General features: G+C 66.6%; 9 protein-coding genes and 2 tRNA genes. 4 read left to right on the forward strand and 7 right to left on the reverse strand.

Going from position 1 to position 17,343, the window contains the following annotated elements; all coding sequences use genetic code 11:
• Positions 1 to 2 precede the first annotated feature (2 nt).
• The gene (gene purL / locus U5809_RS05120; protein WP_322085775.1) at positions 3 to 4,067 is read right to left on the reverse strand and encodes a phosphoribosylformylglycinamidine synthase; all 4,065 of its coding nucleotides are present in this window, start codon (positions 4,065 to 4,067) and stop codon (positions 3 to 5) included.
• 328 nt (positions 4,068 to 4,395) lie between these two features.
• Between purL and U5809_RS05125 the strand changes: the two genes are divergently transcribed.
• The 3 genes from U5809_RS05125 (at position 4,396) to pgi (ending at position 9,027) form a co-directional block, all read left to right on the forward strand.
• Positions 4,396 to 5,697: an FAD-dependent oxidoreductase gene (locus tag U5809_RS05125; protein WP_322085776.1), complete on the forward strand. Its 1,302-nt coding sequence runs from the start codon at positions 4,396 to 4,398 to the stop codon at positions 5,695 to 5,697.
• A gap of 51 nt (positions 5,698 to 5,748) precedes the next feature.
• Positions 5,749 to 7,293, forward strand: coding sequence for an NAD(P)H-hydrate dehydratase (locus U5809_RS05130; protein ID WP_322085777.1), 1,545 nt, complete (start codon positions 5,749 to 5,751; stop codon positions 7,291 to 7,293).
• A gap of 111 nt (positions 7,294 to 7,404) precedes the next feature.
• Entirely contained in the window at positions 7,405 to 9,027 is a 1,623-nt protein-coding gene (pgi, locus tag U5809_RS05135) for a glucose-6-phosphate isomerase (RefSeq protein ID WP_322085778.1), read from the forward strand.
• A gap of 72 nt (positions 9,028 to 9,099) precedes the next feature.
• Here the strand turns inward: pgi and U5809_RS05140 are convergent, their stop codons facing one another.
• On the reverse strand, positions 9,100 to 9,801 hold the full coding sequence (locus U5809_RS05140) for an ABC transporter ATP-binding protein (protein WP_124450440.1): 702 nt from the start codon (positions 9,799 to 9,801) through the stop codon (positions 9,100 to 9,102).
• Between U5809_RS05140 and U5809_RS05145 the strand changes: the two genes are divergently transcribed.
• Positions 9,800 to 10,468, forward strand: a complete 669-nt coding sequence (locus U5809_RS05145; RefSeq protein ID WP_322085779.1) for an arylesterase — start codon at positions 9,800 to 9,802, stop codon at positions 10,466 to 10,468. The genes U5809_RS05140 and U5809_RS05145 overlap by 2 nt on opposite strands.
• 72 nt (positions 10,469 to 10,540) lie before the next feature.
• Here the strand turns inward: U5809_RS05145 and U5809_RS05150 are convergent, their stop codons facing one another.
• From U5809_RS05150 to clpX, 5 genes are all read right to left on the reverse strand, one after another.
• Positions 10,541 to 12,475, reverse strand: coding sequence for a SurA N-terminal domain-containing protein (locus U5809_RS05150; protein WP_282505309.1), 1,935 nt, complete (start codon positions 12,473 to 12,475; stop codon positions 10,541 to 10,543).
• Positions 12,476 to 12,936: 461 nt separating this feature from the next.
• A tRNA-Asp gene (locus tag U5809_RS05155) sits at positions 12,937 to 13,013 on the reverse strand.
• Between the two features lie 23 nt (positions 13,014 to 13,036).
• Positions 13,037 to 13,112 (reverse strand) — tRNA-Val (locus U5809_RS05160).
• A gap of 204 nt (positions 13,113 to 13,316) precedes the next feature.
• Entirely contained in the window at positions 13,317 to 15,740 is a 2,424-nt protein-coding gene (lon, locus tag U5809_RS05165) for an endopeptidase La (protein WP_176047266.1), read from the reverse strand.
• A gap of 197 nt (positions 15,741 to 15,937) precedes the next feature.
• Positions 15,938 to 17,209: an ATP-dependent Clp protease ATP-binding subunit ClpX gene (gene clpX / locus U5809_RS05170; RefSeq protein ID WP_006489345.1), complete on the reverse strand. Its 1,272-nt coding sequence runs from the start codon at positions 17,207 to 17,209 to the stop codon at positions 15,938 to 15,940.
• Positions 17,210 to 17,343: the final 134 nt, after the last annotated feature.

The following is a 17,343-nucleotide window of genomic DNA, read 5'->3' on the forward strand; positions in this document are numbered from 1 at the left end:
GCTCAACCGATCCAGCGACGCGCGTTACGGAACACGCGCATCCACGGGCTCGCTTCACCCCAGCTTTCCGGGTGCCAGCTCATTGCGACCGTACGATGCACACGCTCCATGTGCGGCATCAGCACCGAGAAGCGACCGTCGGCCGTCGTGACCGACGTAATGCCGGCCGGCGAGCCGTTCGGGTTGAACGGATAACGCTCGGTCGCTTCGCCGCGGTGGTCGACGAAACGCATCGCGATTGCGACGCGATCGATGTCGCCCTGCTGCGAGAAGTCCGCATAACCTTCGCCGTGCGCGACCGCGACCGGAATCCGCGAGCCTTCCATCCCGGCGAAGAAGATCGACGGCGATTTCTCGACTTCGACGAACGAGAAGCGAGCCTCGAACTGCTCGGACTTGTTGCGCGTGAACTTCGGCCACGCTTCCGCGCCCGGGATCATCGACGCGATGCTCGACAGCATCTGGCAGCCGTTGCAGATGCCGAGGGCGAACGTGTCCGGACGCGCGAAGAACGCCGAGAACATGTCGGCGAGATTCGCGTTGAAGCGGATCGTCTTCGCCCAGCCTTCGCCCGCGCCCAGCACGTCGCCGTACGAGAAGCCGCCGCATGCAACTGCACCCGCGAAATCGGCAAGATTCGCGCGGCCGGCGAGCAGGTCGCTCATGTGCACGTCGTGCGCGTCGAAGCCTGCCCGGTCGAACGCGTAGGCCGTTTCCAGGTGCGAGTTCACGCCCTGCTCGCGCAGGATCGCGACGCGCGGGCGTGCGCCCGTCGCGATGAACGGCGCGGCGATGTCGTCGGCCGGATCGAAGCTCAGCACCGGCGAGATGCCCGGATCGGCTGCGTCGAGCAACGCGTCGTATTCGGCATCCGCGCATGCGGGGTTGTCGCGCAGGCGCGCGATGCGCCAGCTCACTTCGCCCCATGCGCGATGGAGTTCGGTACGCGGTGCGTCGAAGATCTTCTTCGCGTCGCGGTACACCTCGATCACGTCGCGGTCGTTGACCGAGCCGATCACGTGCGAGCATGCCGACAGGCCGAACTCGCGCAGCGCGCCGAGCACTGCGTCACGGTCGGACGCGCGCACCTGCACGACGGCGCCGAGTTCTTCCGAGAACAGCGCGCGCAGCGTGCGGTCGTCACGACGGCCGCTCGTCTGCTTCGCCCAGTCCTTCGCGTCGCCGTAGTCGGATTCGTGGTTCGGATCGAGCGTCAGCATGTCGACGTTCAGCGACACGCCCGCGTGGCCCGCGAACGCCATTTCGCACACCGTCGCCCACAGGCCGCCGTCCGAGCGGTCGTGGTAGGCGAGCAGCTTGTTCTGCGCATTGAGCGACTGGATCGCGTTGAAGAAGCGCTTCAGGTCCTCCGCATCGTCGACGTCCGGCGTCGTGTCGCCGACCTGCTGCGTCACTTGCGCGAAGATGCTGCCGCCCATCCGGTTCTTGCCGCGGCCAAGATCGATCGCGATCAGCACGCTGTCGCCCGCATCGGCGACGCGGCGCAGTTGCGGCGTCAGGTGACGGCGCACGTCCTCGACCGGCGCGAACGCGGAGATGATCAGCGACACCGGCGACACCACTTCCTTCGCGACGCCCTGTTCGTCCCACTTCGTCTTCATCGACAGCGAGTCCTTGCCGACCGGGATGCCGATCCCGAGTGCCGGGCACAGCTCCATGCCGATCGCCTTGACCGTGTCGAACAGCGCGGCGTCCTCGCCGGCCGTGCCGCACGCGGCCATCCAGTTCGCCGACAGCTTCAGCTTGTCGAGCGATGCGATCGGCGCGCTCGCGATGTTCGTGATCGCCTCGCCGACGGCCATGCGGCCCGATGCCGGCGCGTCGATCACCGCGAGCGGCGTGCGCTCGGCCATCGTCATCGCCTCGCCCTTGAAGCCCGCGTAGTCGAGCGCAGTGACCGCGCAGTCGGCCACCGGCACCTGCCACGGGCCGACCATCTGGTCGCGCACCGACGTGCCGCCGACCGAACGGTCGCCGATCGTGATCAGGAACGACTTGCTGCCGACCGTCGGGTGCTTCAGCACATCGACCGCGACTTCCGACAGCGCGATGCCCGTCACGTCGACCGGCGTGCGCTCGGTCGCCACGCGCGCGACGTCGCGATGCATGCGCGGCGGCTTGCCGAGCAGCACTTCCATCGGCATGTCGACCGGGTATTCGTCGGCGCCCGTCGCTTCGTCGTCGACGAGCTTCAACTGGCGTTCGTCGGTCGCGACGCCGACCACCGCGAACGGGCAGCGCTCACGCGCGCAGATCGCCTCGAAGCGCGGCAGGTCGGCCGGCGCGATCGCCAGTACGTAACGCTCCTGCGCTTCGTTCGACCAGATTTCGCGCGGCGACAGGCCCGATTCCTCGAGCGCGACCTTGCGCAGTTCGAAACGCGCGCCCTTGCCCGCGCCGTCGACGATCTCGGGGAACGCGTTCGACAGGCCGCCCGCGCCGACGTCATGGATGCTCAGGATCGGGTTTTCCGCGCCGAGCTGCCAGCAGCCGTTGATCACTTCCTGCGCGCGACGCTCGATTTCGGGGTTGCCGCGCTGCACCGAGTCGAAGTCGAGCTCGGCCGTGTTCGCGCCGGTCGCCATCGAGCTCGCGGCGCCGCCGCCCATCCCGATCCGCATGCCGGGGCCGCCGATCTGGATCAGCAGCGAGCCTGCCGGCACGTCGTGCTTGTGCGTATGTTGATCGGCGATGTTGCCGAGGCCACCCGCGATCATGATCGGCTTGTGATAGCCATGCACCTTCCCGCCGACGTTCTGCTCGTACACACGGAAATAGCCGCCGAGGTTCGGGCGGCCGAATTCGTTGTTGAACGCGGCGCCGCCGAGCGGGCCGTCGATCATGATCTGCAGCGGCGATGCGATGCGGTCCGGACGACCGTACGGGCCGTGCGCGTCGTTCGGGTTGCGCTCGCCGACCGGCTGCGCTGCGTCACGTGCGTTTTCCCACGACTGGCGGGCGTCCGGCAGGTCGAGGTTCGACACGGTGAAGCCCGTCAGGCCGGCCTTCGGACGCGCGCCGCGGCCCGTCGCGCCTTCGTCGCGAATCTCGCCGCCCGCGCCGGTCGCCGCACCCGGGAACGGCGAGATCGCCGTCGGGTGGTTGTGCGTCTCGACCTTCATCAGCGTGTGCGTGAGCTCGGTGTGACGGCCGTAGCGCTCGCCCGGCTCGCCGGCCGCGCCCGCGTTGCGCGGGAACCAGCGCTCGGCTTCCGCGCCGACCATGATCGACGAGTTGTCCGAATACGCGACGATCGTGCCCTGCGGGTTCAGCTTTTCGGTGTTGCGGATCATCGCGAACAGCGACATGTCCTGCGCTTCACCGTCGATCGTCCACTGCGCGTTGAAGATCTTGTGGCGGCAGTGCTCGCTGTTCGCCTGCGCGAACATCATCAGTTCGACGTCGGTCGGATTGCGTTCGAGCTTGCGGAACGCGTCGACCAGGTAGTCGATCTCGTCGTCGGCGAGCGCGAGGCCCAGCTCGACGTTCGCGCGCTCGAGCGCGCCGCGGCCGACGCCCAGCACGTCGACGCTCGCCAGCGGCTTGGCCGGCAACTCGTCGAACAGGTGCTTCGCGTCGTCGCGCGCCGCGACCACGCTTTCGGTCATCCGGTCATGCAGCGCATCCACGACGGCTGCGCGCGCGTCGTCGGACAGCGCCTTCTTGCCGCCGAGCAGACCCGACTTCAGCGTGACCGTGAATTCGACGCCGCGCTCGATGCGGCGCACCTGCGTGAGGCCGCAGTGCTGCGCGATGTCGGTCGCCTTGCTCGCCCACGGCGAAACCGTACCGAAGCGCGGCAGCACGACGAAGGTCTCGACCGTGCCCTTCTCGGCTGCCGGCTGGAACGGCTCGCCGTAGTGCATCAGCGCGTCGATGCGCGTGCTGTCGTCGGCCGACAGCGGCTCGGCCGCATTGACGAAGTGCAGGAACTGCCCGCGCACCGCGACGATGTTGGCGTCGATTTGCCTGAGCGTGTCGAGCAGACGGGTTTGACGGAAATCGGAGAGGGCCGAAGCGCCGGGAAAACACGAGAAGTGAGCCATGGGCTGGACTGACGTCGATGAGTCGCGCGAGGTGGCGACGTGGGGCGAAAGGAAGGCCGTAATTATACCCGGAAGTCGGGCGCCCAAGACCGGCCGATCGGTAGTCCGCGTGCACCGCAACGGTGCCCGGGTGCGCACGGCGCACGGCCGCCCGCCGGGCCGGCCCGCGCGGGTGCGGGCGCCGGCCGCCATGGTGCGACCGCACGGCGCATGCTCGCCCGACGCCGGTTTCCGCGATTTTGGCGCTATCATTCCGGGTTCACCGGGCCCGGGCCCTCAGCGAATTCTCACCGGGCGGCGTGCGCGCCGCCCGTCATCGAAGCAATCCATGGATGTCATCGTCATCGGCGGCGGAATCAGCGGCGTCGCCACCGCCTACCAGTTGCGCGCGGCCGGCCATCGCGTGTGCGTGGTCGAACGCCACGCGACCGTCGCGCAGGGTGCGACCTACGGCGACGGCGGCGCACTGCTGCCGAGCCCGCTCGACGTCTGGTTCGGCCCGACCTTCATGCGCCAGCGCCAGCCGCACGACAGCGGCATCGTCTACAAGCCGGGTTTCAACGGCGGCGTGCGCCGCTTCGTCAAACAGCTCGGCACGCTGCGCGAGCCCGACGCGTTCGCCGCGCAGTACGCGCGGCTGCGCCCGCTGATCGACGCGTCGCGCGACACGCTCGCCGATATCGAGGCACGCCTCGAACTCGAATTCGAGCAGAAGCCCGGCATCCTGCACGTCGTGCGCGACCCGCGCGACTGGGAAGCGCTGCAGCCCGCGCTCGACCTGCTGCGCACGCTCGACCAGCCGTACCGCACGCTCACCGCCGACGAATGCGCGGCGCTCGAACCGTCGGTGCCGGCCGAACCCGGCTTCGCGGGCGGCGTGCTGCTCGAAACCGAGCGCACCGGCAACTGCCCGCTGTTCGCGAAACTGGTCAAGCAGACGCTCGACGAGCATGGTGTGCAGTTCCGCTTTGGCGCTGACGTCGCCGCGATCCGCGTCGACAACGGCCGCGCCGCGGTCGAGCTCGTGCCGTCCGGCCAGCGGACCGCGGCCAAGGCGCGCGAAGTCGACGTGATTTCCGCCGACGCGATCGTAGTCGCCGCCGGCGCCGGCAGCGTGCCGCTGCTCGAACGGCTCGGCTGGCGCCTGCCGCTGCACCCGGTGCGCGTCCACACGCTCACCGCGCCGGTCGCGTACGAAGAACATGCGCCGCACCTGAGCGTCGTCGATTCGATCAAGCGGATCTCGATCACACGCACCCATCAGCGGCTGCGCATCGGCGGCGGCGCCGTGCTGCAGAGCCTCGCCGACACCGCGAAACCGCTCGCCGAGCCGCTGTCCGAGGCCGCGCTCGCCCTGCTCGGCCAGGCCGTCCACGACTGGGTGCCGGGCGCCGCCAAAATCTCGGCCGCGCTGTCGTGGCAAGGCATGCAGCTGCTGTCGCCGGACGGCCTGCCCGTCGTGGGTCCGACCCCGCATCCGCGCGTGTTCGTCAATTTCGGGCATGGCCCGACCGGCTGGGGGCTCGCGTGCGGGTCTGCTAAAGTGGTGACCGACTACCTGGGCGGCGACGCCCAGCAGTGGCCCGCCGACACGCTCGCCGCGCTCAGCGCCGGCCGCTTCACGACCTGACCGCCACGGGCCCGTCTCGTGGCGGCATCCTTGCCAGCCGCCACGATCCCGATGACCGTTACCCGCCCGCTTCCCGATTCCGATCCGATCGCACTGCTGCGCGTCGCCGACCTGCGCGCGGCCGAAGCCGACGCCACCGCCGCACTGCCGCCGCACACGCTGATGGGCCGTGCGGGCGCCGCCGCTGCGCACTGGCTGTCCGAGCGCGTCGCCGGCGATGACCGCCCCGTCTGGTTCGCGGTCGGCCCCGGCAACAACGGCGGCGACGCACTGGTAGCCGCCGCGCATCTCCAGCAGCTCGGTGTCGCGACGCAGGCGTGGATGCCGGTACCGGTCAAACCGGACGACGCGCAATGGGCGCTCGGCCTCGCACGCGCGGCCGGCGTCCCGCTGTCGGCCACGCCGCCCGCCTCGCTGGACGAATACGCGTGGGTCGTCGACGGGTTGTTCGGCATCGGTCTCGGCCGCGCGCTCGACGGCGCATTCGCCGAGCAGGCCACGCGCATCGCCACGCATGCGCGCAACGGCGGTCGTGTGCTCGCACTCGACGTGCCGAGCGGGCTCGACAGCGATACCGGCCGGATCGTCGGCGCGGGCGTCGCCGTCGCGGCCACCCATACGCTCACCTTCATCGGCGCGAAGCCGGGCCTCTACACGGGTGACGGCCGCGACTTCGCCGGCGAGATCGACATCGCGTCGCTCGACGTCGCGCCGCCCGCCGCACCGGCCATCGTGCTGAATGCGCCCGCGCGGTTCGCCGCGGCGCTCCCCGCGCGTGCATTCTCGTCGCACAAGGGTACGTACGGCAGCCTTGCCGTACTCGGCGGCGACACCGGCATGTGCGGCGCACCGATCCTGGCCGCGCGCGCCGCGCTGTTCGCGGGCGCCGGCAAGGTACATGTCGGCTTCCTCGGCGCCGGTGCGCCGCCGTACGATCCGCCCTTCCCCGAACTGATGCTGCACCCGGCCGATACCCTCGACCTCGGTGCGATGAGCGCGATCGCCGCCGGTTGCGGGCTCGGCACGCGCGAGGCCGCGGCGACGCTCGTGCGCGACGTGCTCGCACACGCCGCCGCGACGCTGCTCGATGCCGACGCGCTGAACCTCGTCGCGACGCACGCGGATCTCGCGGCCGCCGTCGCCGCACGCGGCGCGCGCGGCAATCCGTGCGTGCTGACGCCGCATCCGCTCGAAGCCGCACGGTTGCTCGGCAGCGACACGGCCGCCGTGCAGCACGACCGCATCGCGGCCGCGCAAGCGCTTGCGGCACGTTATATGGCGATCGTCGTGCTGAAAGGCTCGGGCACGGTGATTGCGGCGCCCGACGGCCGCGTGACGATCAACCCGACCGGCAACGCGGCGCTTGCTACCGGCGGCACCGGCGATGTACTCGGCGGCCTGATCGGCGCGCTGCTCGCGCAGCGCGTCGCGCCGTACGAAGCGGCGCTCGCGGGCGTCTACCTGCACGGGCTCGCGGCCGACACGCTGACCGCGAACGGCATCGGCCCTTCCGGGCTCACCGCAGGCGAACTCGCACCGATGGTGCGCTCGCTGATCAATCGCCTTTTTTATGCGTCGCCGCGCGCCGACACGTAACGCCGCTATACTGACTGCCCCGTCGCACGGCGGGCCCTCTCGTCCGCCGGCCTTCCGATCCCGATGAGCCGGCGCGGCATTCCTCCCGATTCACGCTTCACTCGAACCGCCATGACGCTGAATTCGCTCCCCGCCTGGACTGCCCTTCAATCCCACTTCGAACAGATTCGTCACGCCCGGCTGCGCGACTGGTTCGCGCCGGAAAACGATCGCGCGCCGACGCGCGCCGAACGCTTCACGATTCCGGGCGGCGGTCTCGCCGCCGATTTCTCGAAGAACCGCATCAACGACGAAACGCTGCGCCTGCTCGCGCAACTCGCGCGCGACGCGGGTGTCGAAGCGCGCCGCGACGCGATGTTCGCGGGCGAGATCGTCAACCCGACCGAAGGTCGCGCCGCGCTGCACACCGCACTGCGCGCGACCGATCCGCAAGCGCCGTTCCACGCACAGGTGAGCGCCGAGCGCGCGAAGATGGCGACGTTCGCGCGCGCCGTGCGCAGCGGCACGTGGACCGGCTACACGGGCAAGCGCATCCGTCACGTGATCAACATCGGTATCGGCGGCTCCGATCTCGGGCCGAAGATGGTCGTGCATGCGCTGCATCACGTCGCGACGCCGGAAATCTCGACCCACTTCGTATCGAACGTCGACGGCGCCGATCTCGCGCGTGTGCTCGAACAGGTCGATCCCGAGGAAACGCTCGCGATCATCGTGTCGAAGACTTTCACGACGCTCGAGACGATGACCAACGCACGCTCGCTGCGCGACTGGTTCGTCGCGCGCGGCTGCCCCGAGGACGCGCTGTCGAAGCACTTCGTCGGTGTATCGGCGAACCCGGCCGAAGTCGTGAAGTTCGGCATCGCCGCGGAGAACGTGTTCGAAATGTGGGATTGGGTCGGCGGCCGCTATTCGCTGTGGTCGGCGGTCGGGCTGTCGATCATGATCGCCATCGGCCCCGAGCAATTCGACGAACTGCTCGCCGGCGCGAACGACATGGACCGCCATTTCCGCGAAGCGCCGCTGGAACGCAATCTGCCGGTGCTGCTCGGCATGATCGGCATCTGGTACCGGAATTTCTTCGGCTCGCAGAGCTATCTCGTTGCACCATACTCGGAAGCGCTGCACTACCTGCCGTCGTACCTGCAGCAGCTCGAAATGGAGAGCAACGGCAAATCCGCGCGCCTGGACGGCACCTTCGTCGATTACCCGACGTCGGCCGTTACGTGGGGCGAGCCGGGCACCAACGGTCAGCACGCGTTCTTCCAGATGCTGCACCAGGGGCCGACGATCGTCCCGATCGACTTCATCGCGGTGCTGACGCCCGAGCACCTGCTCGCGAGCCATCATCCCAAGCTGCTCGCGAACTGCTTCGCGCAGAGCGAGGCACTGATGCTCGGCCGTACGCTCGAAGAGGCCCGCAAGGTCGCCGGGCCCGGCAAGGAGGCGCTCGCGCCGCACCTGACGTTCCCCGGCAATCGCCCGACCACGACGCTGCTCGTCGATGCGCTGACGCCGCGCACGCTCGGCGCGCTGATCGCGCTTTACGAACACAAGGTGCTCGTGCAGGCAACGGTGTGGGACATCAATCCGTTCGACCAGTGGGGCGTCGAGCTCGGCAAGATTCTCGGCAAGGTCGTGGAAGCCGACCTGTCGGCCGAATCGGTCGATCCGGCGAAGCACGACTCGTCGACCACGGCGCTGATCGAGCGCGCCCGCGCGGCGCTCAAGCGCTGACGCAACAGGCGCATGGCCATGCCGGCCGCGCAGTACACCCTGCACGGCCGGCAGAACAATTCATGGGTGGCGCTATGCCGTATGCGGCGCGACGATGCGACCGGTGTCGAGCGTCACGGTCGTCGCGCAGCGACGCGCGAGTTCGGCATCGTGCGTGACGAGCACGAGCGTTGCGCCGTGCGTGCGGTTCAGCTCGAACATCAGGTCGATGACGGCATGGCCCGTCGCCGCGTCGAGACTGCCGGTCGGCTCGTCGGCAAACAGGATCGCCGGGCGCGTGACGAACGCGCGCGCCAAAGCGACGCGCTGCTGCTCGCCGCCCGACAACAGCTTCGGATAATGCGCGGTGCGCTCGCCGAGCCCGACCTGCACGAGCAGCGCGCGAGCGCGATCCGCCGCATCGCGTGCGCTGATGCCGCCCTGCAACTCAAGCGGCAGCATCACGTTCTCGAGCGCCGTCAGGTGCGGCATCAGCTGGAACGACTGGAACACGAACCCGACCGCGCCGTTACGCAGCGCGGCACGCTCGTCCTCGTCGAGCTGGTCGAGCGCGCGGCCGAGCAGGCGAACCGTGCCGCTCGTCGCGCTGTCCAACCCTGCGAGCAGGCCGAGGAGCGTCGATTTACCCGACCCCGACGCGCCGACGATCGCAAGGCTGCTGCCCGGCCGCACGGCAAGCGTGATGCCATCGAGAATCGTCAGCTCGCCCGTCGCATCGGCGACCCGCTTGCACACGTCATGGACTTCGATGATCGGATCGGTAATCTTGAACATGGACACGACATTTCGCTGGAAAAGACGCACGGCGGTCGCCGCGCTGCTGGGCACCCTGCTGGCCGTCGCCGTACCGGCACACGCCGCGACGGCGCCAGCATCGGGCCAGCCCGTGATCGTCGTCCTCGGCGACAGCCTGTCGGCCGAATACGGGCTGCCGCGCGATACCGGCTGGGTAGCGTTGCTGCGGCAACGGCTTACGACGGAGCGAGTTGATTATAGCGTCGCGAACGCCAGCGTCAGCGGCGACACCACGAGCGGCGGCCGCGCGCGGCTGCCCGCGGTGCTGCAGCGGCTCAAGCCGTCGATCGTGGTCGTCGAACTCGGCTCGAACGATGCGCTGCGCGGTGTGCCGCTCGCGACGACCGAGCAGAACCTGCGCGACATCATCGCCGGCGCGCGGCGCGTGCAGGCCAAGGTCGTGCTGGTCGGCATGTACGTGCCACCGAATTACGGCCCCGACTACACGCAGAAGTTCCACGCCGTCTATACGCGCCTGTCGAAGGATCTCGGCGTGCCGCTCGTGCCGTTCCTGCTGGCCGGCATCGAGAACAAGCCCGAGATGTTCCAGGCTGACCAGATGCATCCCACTCAGCAGGCGCAGGGCATTCTGCTCGACAACGTGTGGCCGGCGCTGAAACCGTTGCTCGGCAAGCCGCGCGGCTGACGCCGCCTCCCCGCCGGAAAACACAAAGCCCCGCTCGAAGCGGGGCTTTTTTGGTTGCGTGCGAAACGATACTCAGTTGTCGCCGTCTTGCTTCTGGCTGGCCGTCGAACCGTACAGCTTCACCTTCGAGCGATCGCGCAGCGCGGTGAGATAGGCCTCGCCTTCGCTCTGTGCGTCGACTTGCGCCATCTGCTGCTGCGCGGCCGCCAGTTGCTGCGGATCGACCGCCGAACCGGGGATCACGGCATTCACGCGGTAGATCGCGTAGCCGTCCGCGCCGAGATCGACACCGACGTAGGCCGGCAGCGTCTTCGCGTCGACCTTGTAGACGGCGCTCAGTGCAGCCGGCGTCAGGCCTTGCGACTGCGTGCGCGACACCTTCTGCGCAGCGGTGAACCCGTCAGCCGACTTCGACTTCTGCAACTCGGCCAGCTTCGCCGCGCCGTCCTTCTTCGCGAGTTCCGCAGCCTGCTCGGCAACGACCTTCTGGCGCACGACGTCCTTGATCGCATCGAGCGCGGGCACGGCAGCCGGCTTGTAGTCGGTCACGCGCGCCGAGATCAGCGTGTTGTTCCCGACGTCGATCGCCTGCGTGTTGTTCTGGCTCTTCACCGAATCGTTCGCGAACACGGCGGCCAGGAACTTCGGATTGTTCAGCGGGCTGGTCGGCGGCAGTTGCGGGTTCGGCGTCGGCGTGACGGTGGCCGTCTGGATCGTCAGCTTGTACTTGTCCGCGGCCGGCTGCAGCGTCTTCGCCTTTTCGTACACGGTCGACGTGAAGCCTTCCGCGTTGTCCGTGAACGCCTTCGATGCGTATTGCTGCTTCAGGTCGACCGCGATCTGGTCCTTCACTTCCGCGAACGGCTTCACGGCCGCCGGCTTCACTTCAGTCGCCTTCAGGATGTGGAAGCCGAGATCCGACTGCACGACACCGCTCACGTCGCCCTGCTTGAGCGCGAACGCGGCGTCGTCGAACGCCTTGCCGCCTGCCGTCGAGCCACGCGTGATGAAGCCGAGGTCACCGCCCTTCGCTGCCGACGGCGCGTCCTGCGAGTTCTTCTGCGCGATCTGTGCGAACTGGTCCGGATGCGCCTTCACGTCGGCGAGCAGTTGCTCGGCCTTCGTCTTCGCTGCCGCCTTGTCGGCCGCGCTGGCGCTGCCCGGCGCCGCGATGAAGATGTGGCTCACGCGCACCTGCGCTTCGGTGCGGAAGTGCGTCGGGTTGTCGTCGTAGAACTTCTTGATGTCCGCGTCGGTCGGCTGCGCGCTCGCGGCCGCTGCGGCCGGCGAATACACGAGGTACTGGATCGTCGCGGTCTCCGGCGTCGCGAAGCTCTGCTTGTGCGCGTCATAGTACGCGGTGAGCTGTGCATCGGTCGGCTGGACCTTCGCCGCGAAGTCGCTCGTCTTCAGCACGAGCGCCTGCACTTCGCGCTGCTGCGCGGCCAGTTCGGACAGACGTTGCGCGAGACTCTTCGGCGTAAATGCACTCGACACGATGCTGGCCGGAATCTGTTGCAGCGACAGGCTGTAGCGCACGCGCTCCTGGTACTGTTCGGGCGTCATCCCCTGGAACGACAGCAGCTGCGCATAGCGCTCGACGTCGATCGTACCGTCGGGCTTCTTCAGCGACGCGATCATCGGGTCGCTCATCAGCGCATCGCGCACGGCGTTGTCGGAGGCGGTGAGGTGGAGGCGTTGCGTCTCGTCGGCCAGCACACGTTGCTGGATCAGGCCGTCGAGCACTTGCTTGCGATGCTCGGGCGTATCGAACATCTTGATGTCGAACTGCCCGCCGAGCGCCTGGCGCGCCTGGTCGATCTGCTGGCGGAACGCGCCGTCGAATTCGACCCGCGTGATCTTGTGCCCGTTGACTGCCGCGACGTTCGCACTGTCGTCGAAGAAGCCGCGGAAGCCTTGGATCCCGACGAAACCCAGCCCCGGCAACACGATCAGGAGCAGGAGCGCCATCATCAGGCGCTGGTGATTACGGAAGAAATCGAGCATGCGTGACGGGAAAATTGGACAAAACGTCCGATATTACAACATACGGGGTGGGACGGGAGAAAAGCAGGTGCGCTGCGTGCGGGCGCAGCTGGCAACGCAAATGAAAAAGCCCGCACAACGCGGGCTTTTTCATTTTTTGGCGGAGCGGACGGGACTCGTCGACATCGTGCAGGACGCGCAGACAACTGCCTCCGCTCCGCAGTCACGCGCCCGATACGGGCGCAACAACTGGACGCACAAACAACAATGCCCGCTCGAGGCGGGCATTGTTGTTTGTTTGGCGGAGCGGACGGGACTCGCCTACATCCTGCAGGCCGCGGATGCGCGTGCACGCGCATCCCTTCGAGTCCCGCCGGAAGCCGCGCAGGCGGCTTCCTCCGCTCCGCAGTCACGCGCCCGCAAGCGGGCGCAACCTACGACACAAATGAAAAAGCCCGCACAAGGCGGGCTTTCTCATTTTTTGGCGGAGCGGACGGGACTCGAACCCGCGACCCCCGGCGTGACAGGCCGGTATTCTAACCGACTGAACTACCGCTCCTTGGTCTGGCTGAATCAGGAAACTGGTGGGTGCTGAGGGGTTCGAACCCCCGACCTACGCCTTGTAAGGGCGCCGCTCTACCAGCTGAGCTAAGCACCCGTTTCCGATTCGTTCTGACTGCGATCTGCGTTTCCGCATCAACAACCAGCGAGCCCGCAAGTTTAATTCATCCCCGATCATTTTGCCAAGCCCCCACGCGATTTTTTTCAACGTTCATGCACGCGTTTTCAATGCGCATAAAAAAACCCGCGGACACGCCGCGGGTTTCGTGAACAACCGTCAACAACGACGGCGTTCAGGGGCTCAGTGCTTGACGACTTCCGTCGAGCCGGCATCCTTCGCCGCCTCGCCAACCGGCGCTGCTGCCTTCGCCTCTTCTTCCGGCGGCAGCGGCGTCGGCGAACGCTCGAGCGCGAGCTCCAACACCTTGTCGATCCAGCGGACCGGCACGATCTCGATCGCGTTCTTCACGTTGTCCGGAATGTCCGCGAGATCCTTCACGTTCTCTTCCGGAATCAGCACGAGCTTGATGCCGCCGCGATGCGCAGCCAGCAGCTTTTCCTTCAGCCCGCCGATCGGCAGCACTTCACCACGCAACGTGATTTCGCCCGTCATCGCGACATCGGCACGCACGGGGATACCCGTCAGCACCGACACCAGCGCGGTCGTCATCGCACCGCCGGCGGACGGACCGTCCTTCGGCGTCGCGCCTTCCGGCACGTGGATGTGGATGTCCTGCTTCTCGAACGCTTCGTCCTTGATGCCCAGACGGCGCGAACGCGAGCGCACGACCGAACGCGCAGCCTCGACCGATTCCTTCATCACGTCGCCGAGCGAACCCGTACGGATCACGTTGCCCTTGCCCGGCATCACTGCAGCTTCGATCGTCAGCAGATCGCCGCCGACTTCCGTCCACGCGAGACCCGTGACCTGACCGACCTGGTTTTCCTTCGCCGCGAGGCCGAAGTCGTACTTGCGCACGCCGAGGAACGTGTCGAGGTTTTCACCGTCGACCTTGATCGCACCCGATGCCTTCTTCAGCAGCAGCATCTTCACGACCTTGCGGCAGATCTTCGACACTTCCCGCTCGAGCGAACGCACACCGGCTTCACGCGTGTAGTAGCGGATGATGTCGCGGATCGCCTGTTCGGTGACATCGATCTCGCCGTCCTTCAGCCCGTTGTTCTTCTTCTGCTTCGGCAGCAGGTAACGCTGAGCGATGCTGACCTTCTCGTCTTCCGTGTAACCCGACAGACGGATCACTTCCATCCGGTCGAGCAGCGGCGGCGGGATGTTCAGCGAGTTCGACGTCGCGACGAACATCACGTCCGACAGATCGAAGTCGACTTCGATGTAGTGATCGGCGAACGTGTGGTTCTGTTCCGGATCGAGCACTTCGAGCAGCGCCGACGACGGATCGCCGCGGAAATCCATGCCCATCTTGTCGACTTCGTCGAGCAGGAAGAGCGGATTGCGCACGCCGACTTTCGTCAGGCTCTGCAGGATCTTGCCCGGCATCGAACCGATGTACGTACGGCGGTGGCCACGGATCTCGGCTTCGTCACGCACGCCGCCCAGCGCCATCCGGACGAACTTGCGGTTCGTCGCCCGTGCGATCGACTGGCCGAGCGAGGTCTTGCCGACGCCCGGGGGCCCGACGAGGCACAGGATCGGCGCCTTGACCTTGTCCACGCGCTGTTGCACCGCGAGATACTCGAGGATCCGTTCCTTGACCTTCTCGAGGCCGAAGTGATCTTCGTCGAGTACCTGCTCGGCGTTCGACAGGTCGTTGTTGACCTTGCTCTTCTTGCGCCACGGCAGGCCGATCAGCGTGTCGATGTAGTTGCGCACGACGGTCGCTTCCGCCGACATCGGCGACATCAGCTTCAGTTTCTTCAGCTCGGCGTCGGCCTTCTTCTTGGCTTCCTTCGGCATGCGCGCAGCGTTGATGCGCTTCTCGAGTTCCTCGAGATCCGCACCTTCCTCGCCTTCGCCCAGTTCCTTCTGGATCGCCTTGACCTGTTCGTTCAGGTAGTACTCGCGCTGGCTCTTTTCCATCTGGCGCTTCACGCGCCCGCGGATGCGCTTTTCGACCTGCAGGATGTCGATCTCGGCTTCGAGTTGCGCGAGCAGGTGCTCGAGGCGCTCGATGACCGGGAACATCTCGAGGATGTGCTGCTTCTGGTCGAGCTTCAGCGGCAGGCGCTCGGCGATCATGTCCGCGAGGCGGCCTGCTTCGTCGATACCCGACAGCGACGTGAGGATCTCCGGCGGGATCTTCTTGTTCAGCTTCACGTACTGGTCGAACTGCGACACGATCGCGCGGCGCAGCGCTTCCGTTTCAGCGCTGTCGGCGTGATCGGGCTCGAGCGGCATCACTTCGCAGGAGAACTGCGTCTCCTGTTCTTCGATCGACAACGCCTTTGCGCGCTGCAAGCCTTCGACGAGCACCTTCACGGTGCCGTCCGGCAGCTTCAGCATCTGCAGGATGTTCGCGATACAACCGACCTCGTACATGTCCTTTTCGGTCGGTTCGTCCTTGGCCGCGGTTTTCTGGGCGACGAGCATGATGTGCTTGCCGCCTTCCATCGCTGCTTCGAGGGCCTTGATCGATTTCGGCCGGCCCACGAAGAGCGGAATTACCATGTGCGGGAAAACGACGACATCCCGCAGCGGCAGCAGCGGGAGCGTGATGCGTTCCGGCGGGAGAAGTTGGGTGCCTGACATTTCATTTCCCCATGAGTGGAATCAATTGTTCGGTAATTGAGGCCGCCACAACGAATTGCAAGCCTTCAAGTGCGGGAAATATTCGGTAAGAAAGTAACCACCGCGTTTCGAGTCAGAGTTACCCACAAGATAAACGAAAAAAAGCCGCCCACGGTCTCATGAACGGCCTTTTTCGCAGAACATCGTCGGCAAGCCGGTCAGTTCGAACCCGCCACCTTCGGCGTGTCCTCGTAGATCAGCAAAGGCTTGCCGTCGCCATCGATGACGTTCTCGTCGATGATGACTTTGCTGACCCCTTTCATCGTCGGCAGCTCGTACATCACGTCGAGCAACGCCTGTTCGATGATCGAACGCAAACCGCGCGCGCCGGTCTTGCGGCGGATCGCCTTGCGGGCGACTGCCTGCAACGCGCCCGGCCGGATCTCGAGCTCGACGCGCTCCATCGCGAACAGCTTGTGATACTGCTTGACGAGCGCATTCTTCGGCTCGACCAGGATCTTCATCAGCGCCGCTTCATCGAGCTTGCCGAGCGTCGCGACCACCGGCAGGCGGCCGATCAATTCGGGGATCAGACCGAATTTGATCAGGTCTTCCGGTTCCGTCTCGCGCAGCACTTCGCCCGCGTCGCGTTCCTGCTTGCTCTTGACCGTCGCGCCGAAGCCGATGCCGGTTTTCTCCGTGCGATCGGTGATCACCTTTTCGAGACCGTCGAACGCGCCGCCGCAGATGAACAGGATGTTGGTCGTGTCGACCTGGATGAAATCCTGGTTCGGGTGCTTGCGGCCACCTTGCGGCGGCACCGACGCCATCGTGCCCTCGACGAGCTTCAGCAGTGCCTGCTGGACGCCCTCGCCCGACACGTCGCGCGTGATCGACGGGTTGTCCGACTTGCGGCTGATCTTGTCGATTTCGTCGATGTAGACGATCCCGCGCTGGGCCTTGTCGACCTCGTAGTTGCAGTTCTGCAACAGCTTCTGGATGATGTTCTCGACGTCCTCGCCGACGTAGCCGGCTTCGGTCAGCGTCGTCGCATCGGCGATCACGAACGGCACGTTCAGCAACCGCGCGAGCGTCTGCGCGAGCAGCGTCTTGCCGGAGCCCGTCGGGCCGATCAGCAGGATGTTGCTCTTCGACAGCTCGACGTCGTCCTTCTTGTCGAGATGCTTCAGGCGCTTGTAGTGGTTGTACACGGCCACCGCGAGGATCTTCTTCGCACGCTCCTGGCCGATCACGTACTGATCGAGGATGTCGCGAATTTCCTGCGGGCTCGGCAAATCCGACCGGGACAGGCTGGCCTCGACGCCGGCGGCAGCCGCCTCGTCGCGAATGATCTCGTTGCAGAGGTCGATACATTCATCGCAGATGAACACCGATGGGCCCGCGATGAGTTTTTTCACCTCATGCTGGCTCTTCCCGCAAAACGAGCAATACAACAGCTTCTCGCTGTTCGAACCTTTTTTGTCCGCCATGAATGTAGAGCCTCCGGACAGGTAAATGACATGATACGCCGAATGCTCCGGACGCCGCGCCTAGGGCGCGACCGGAGCCGGCTGGATGTGCTTGCCGCAGATGCTCAGGGCGTTCGGGGCAGCAGGGGCCGCCG

The sequence above is a fragment of the Burkholderia sp. BCC1999 genome (genome assembly GCF_905339975.1).
GTDB lineage: Bacteria > Pseudomonadota > Gammaproteobacteria > Burkholderiales > Burkholderiaceae > Burkholderia.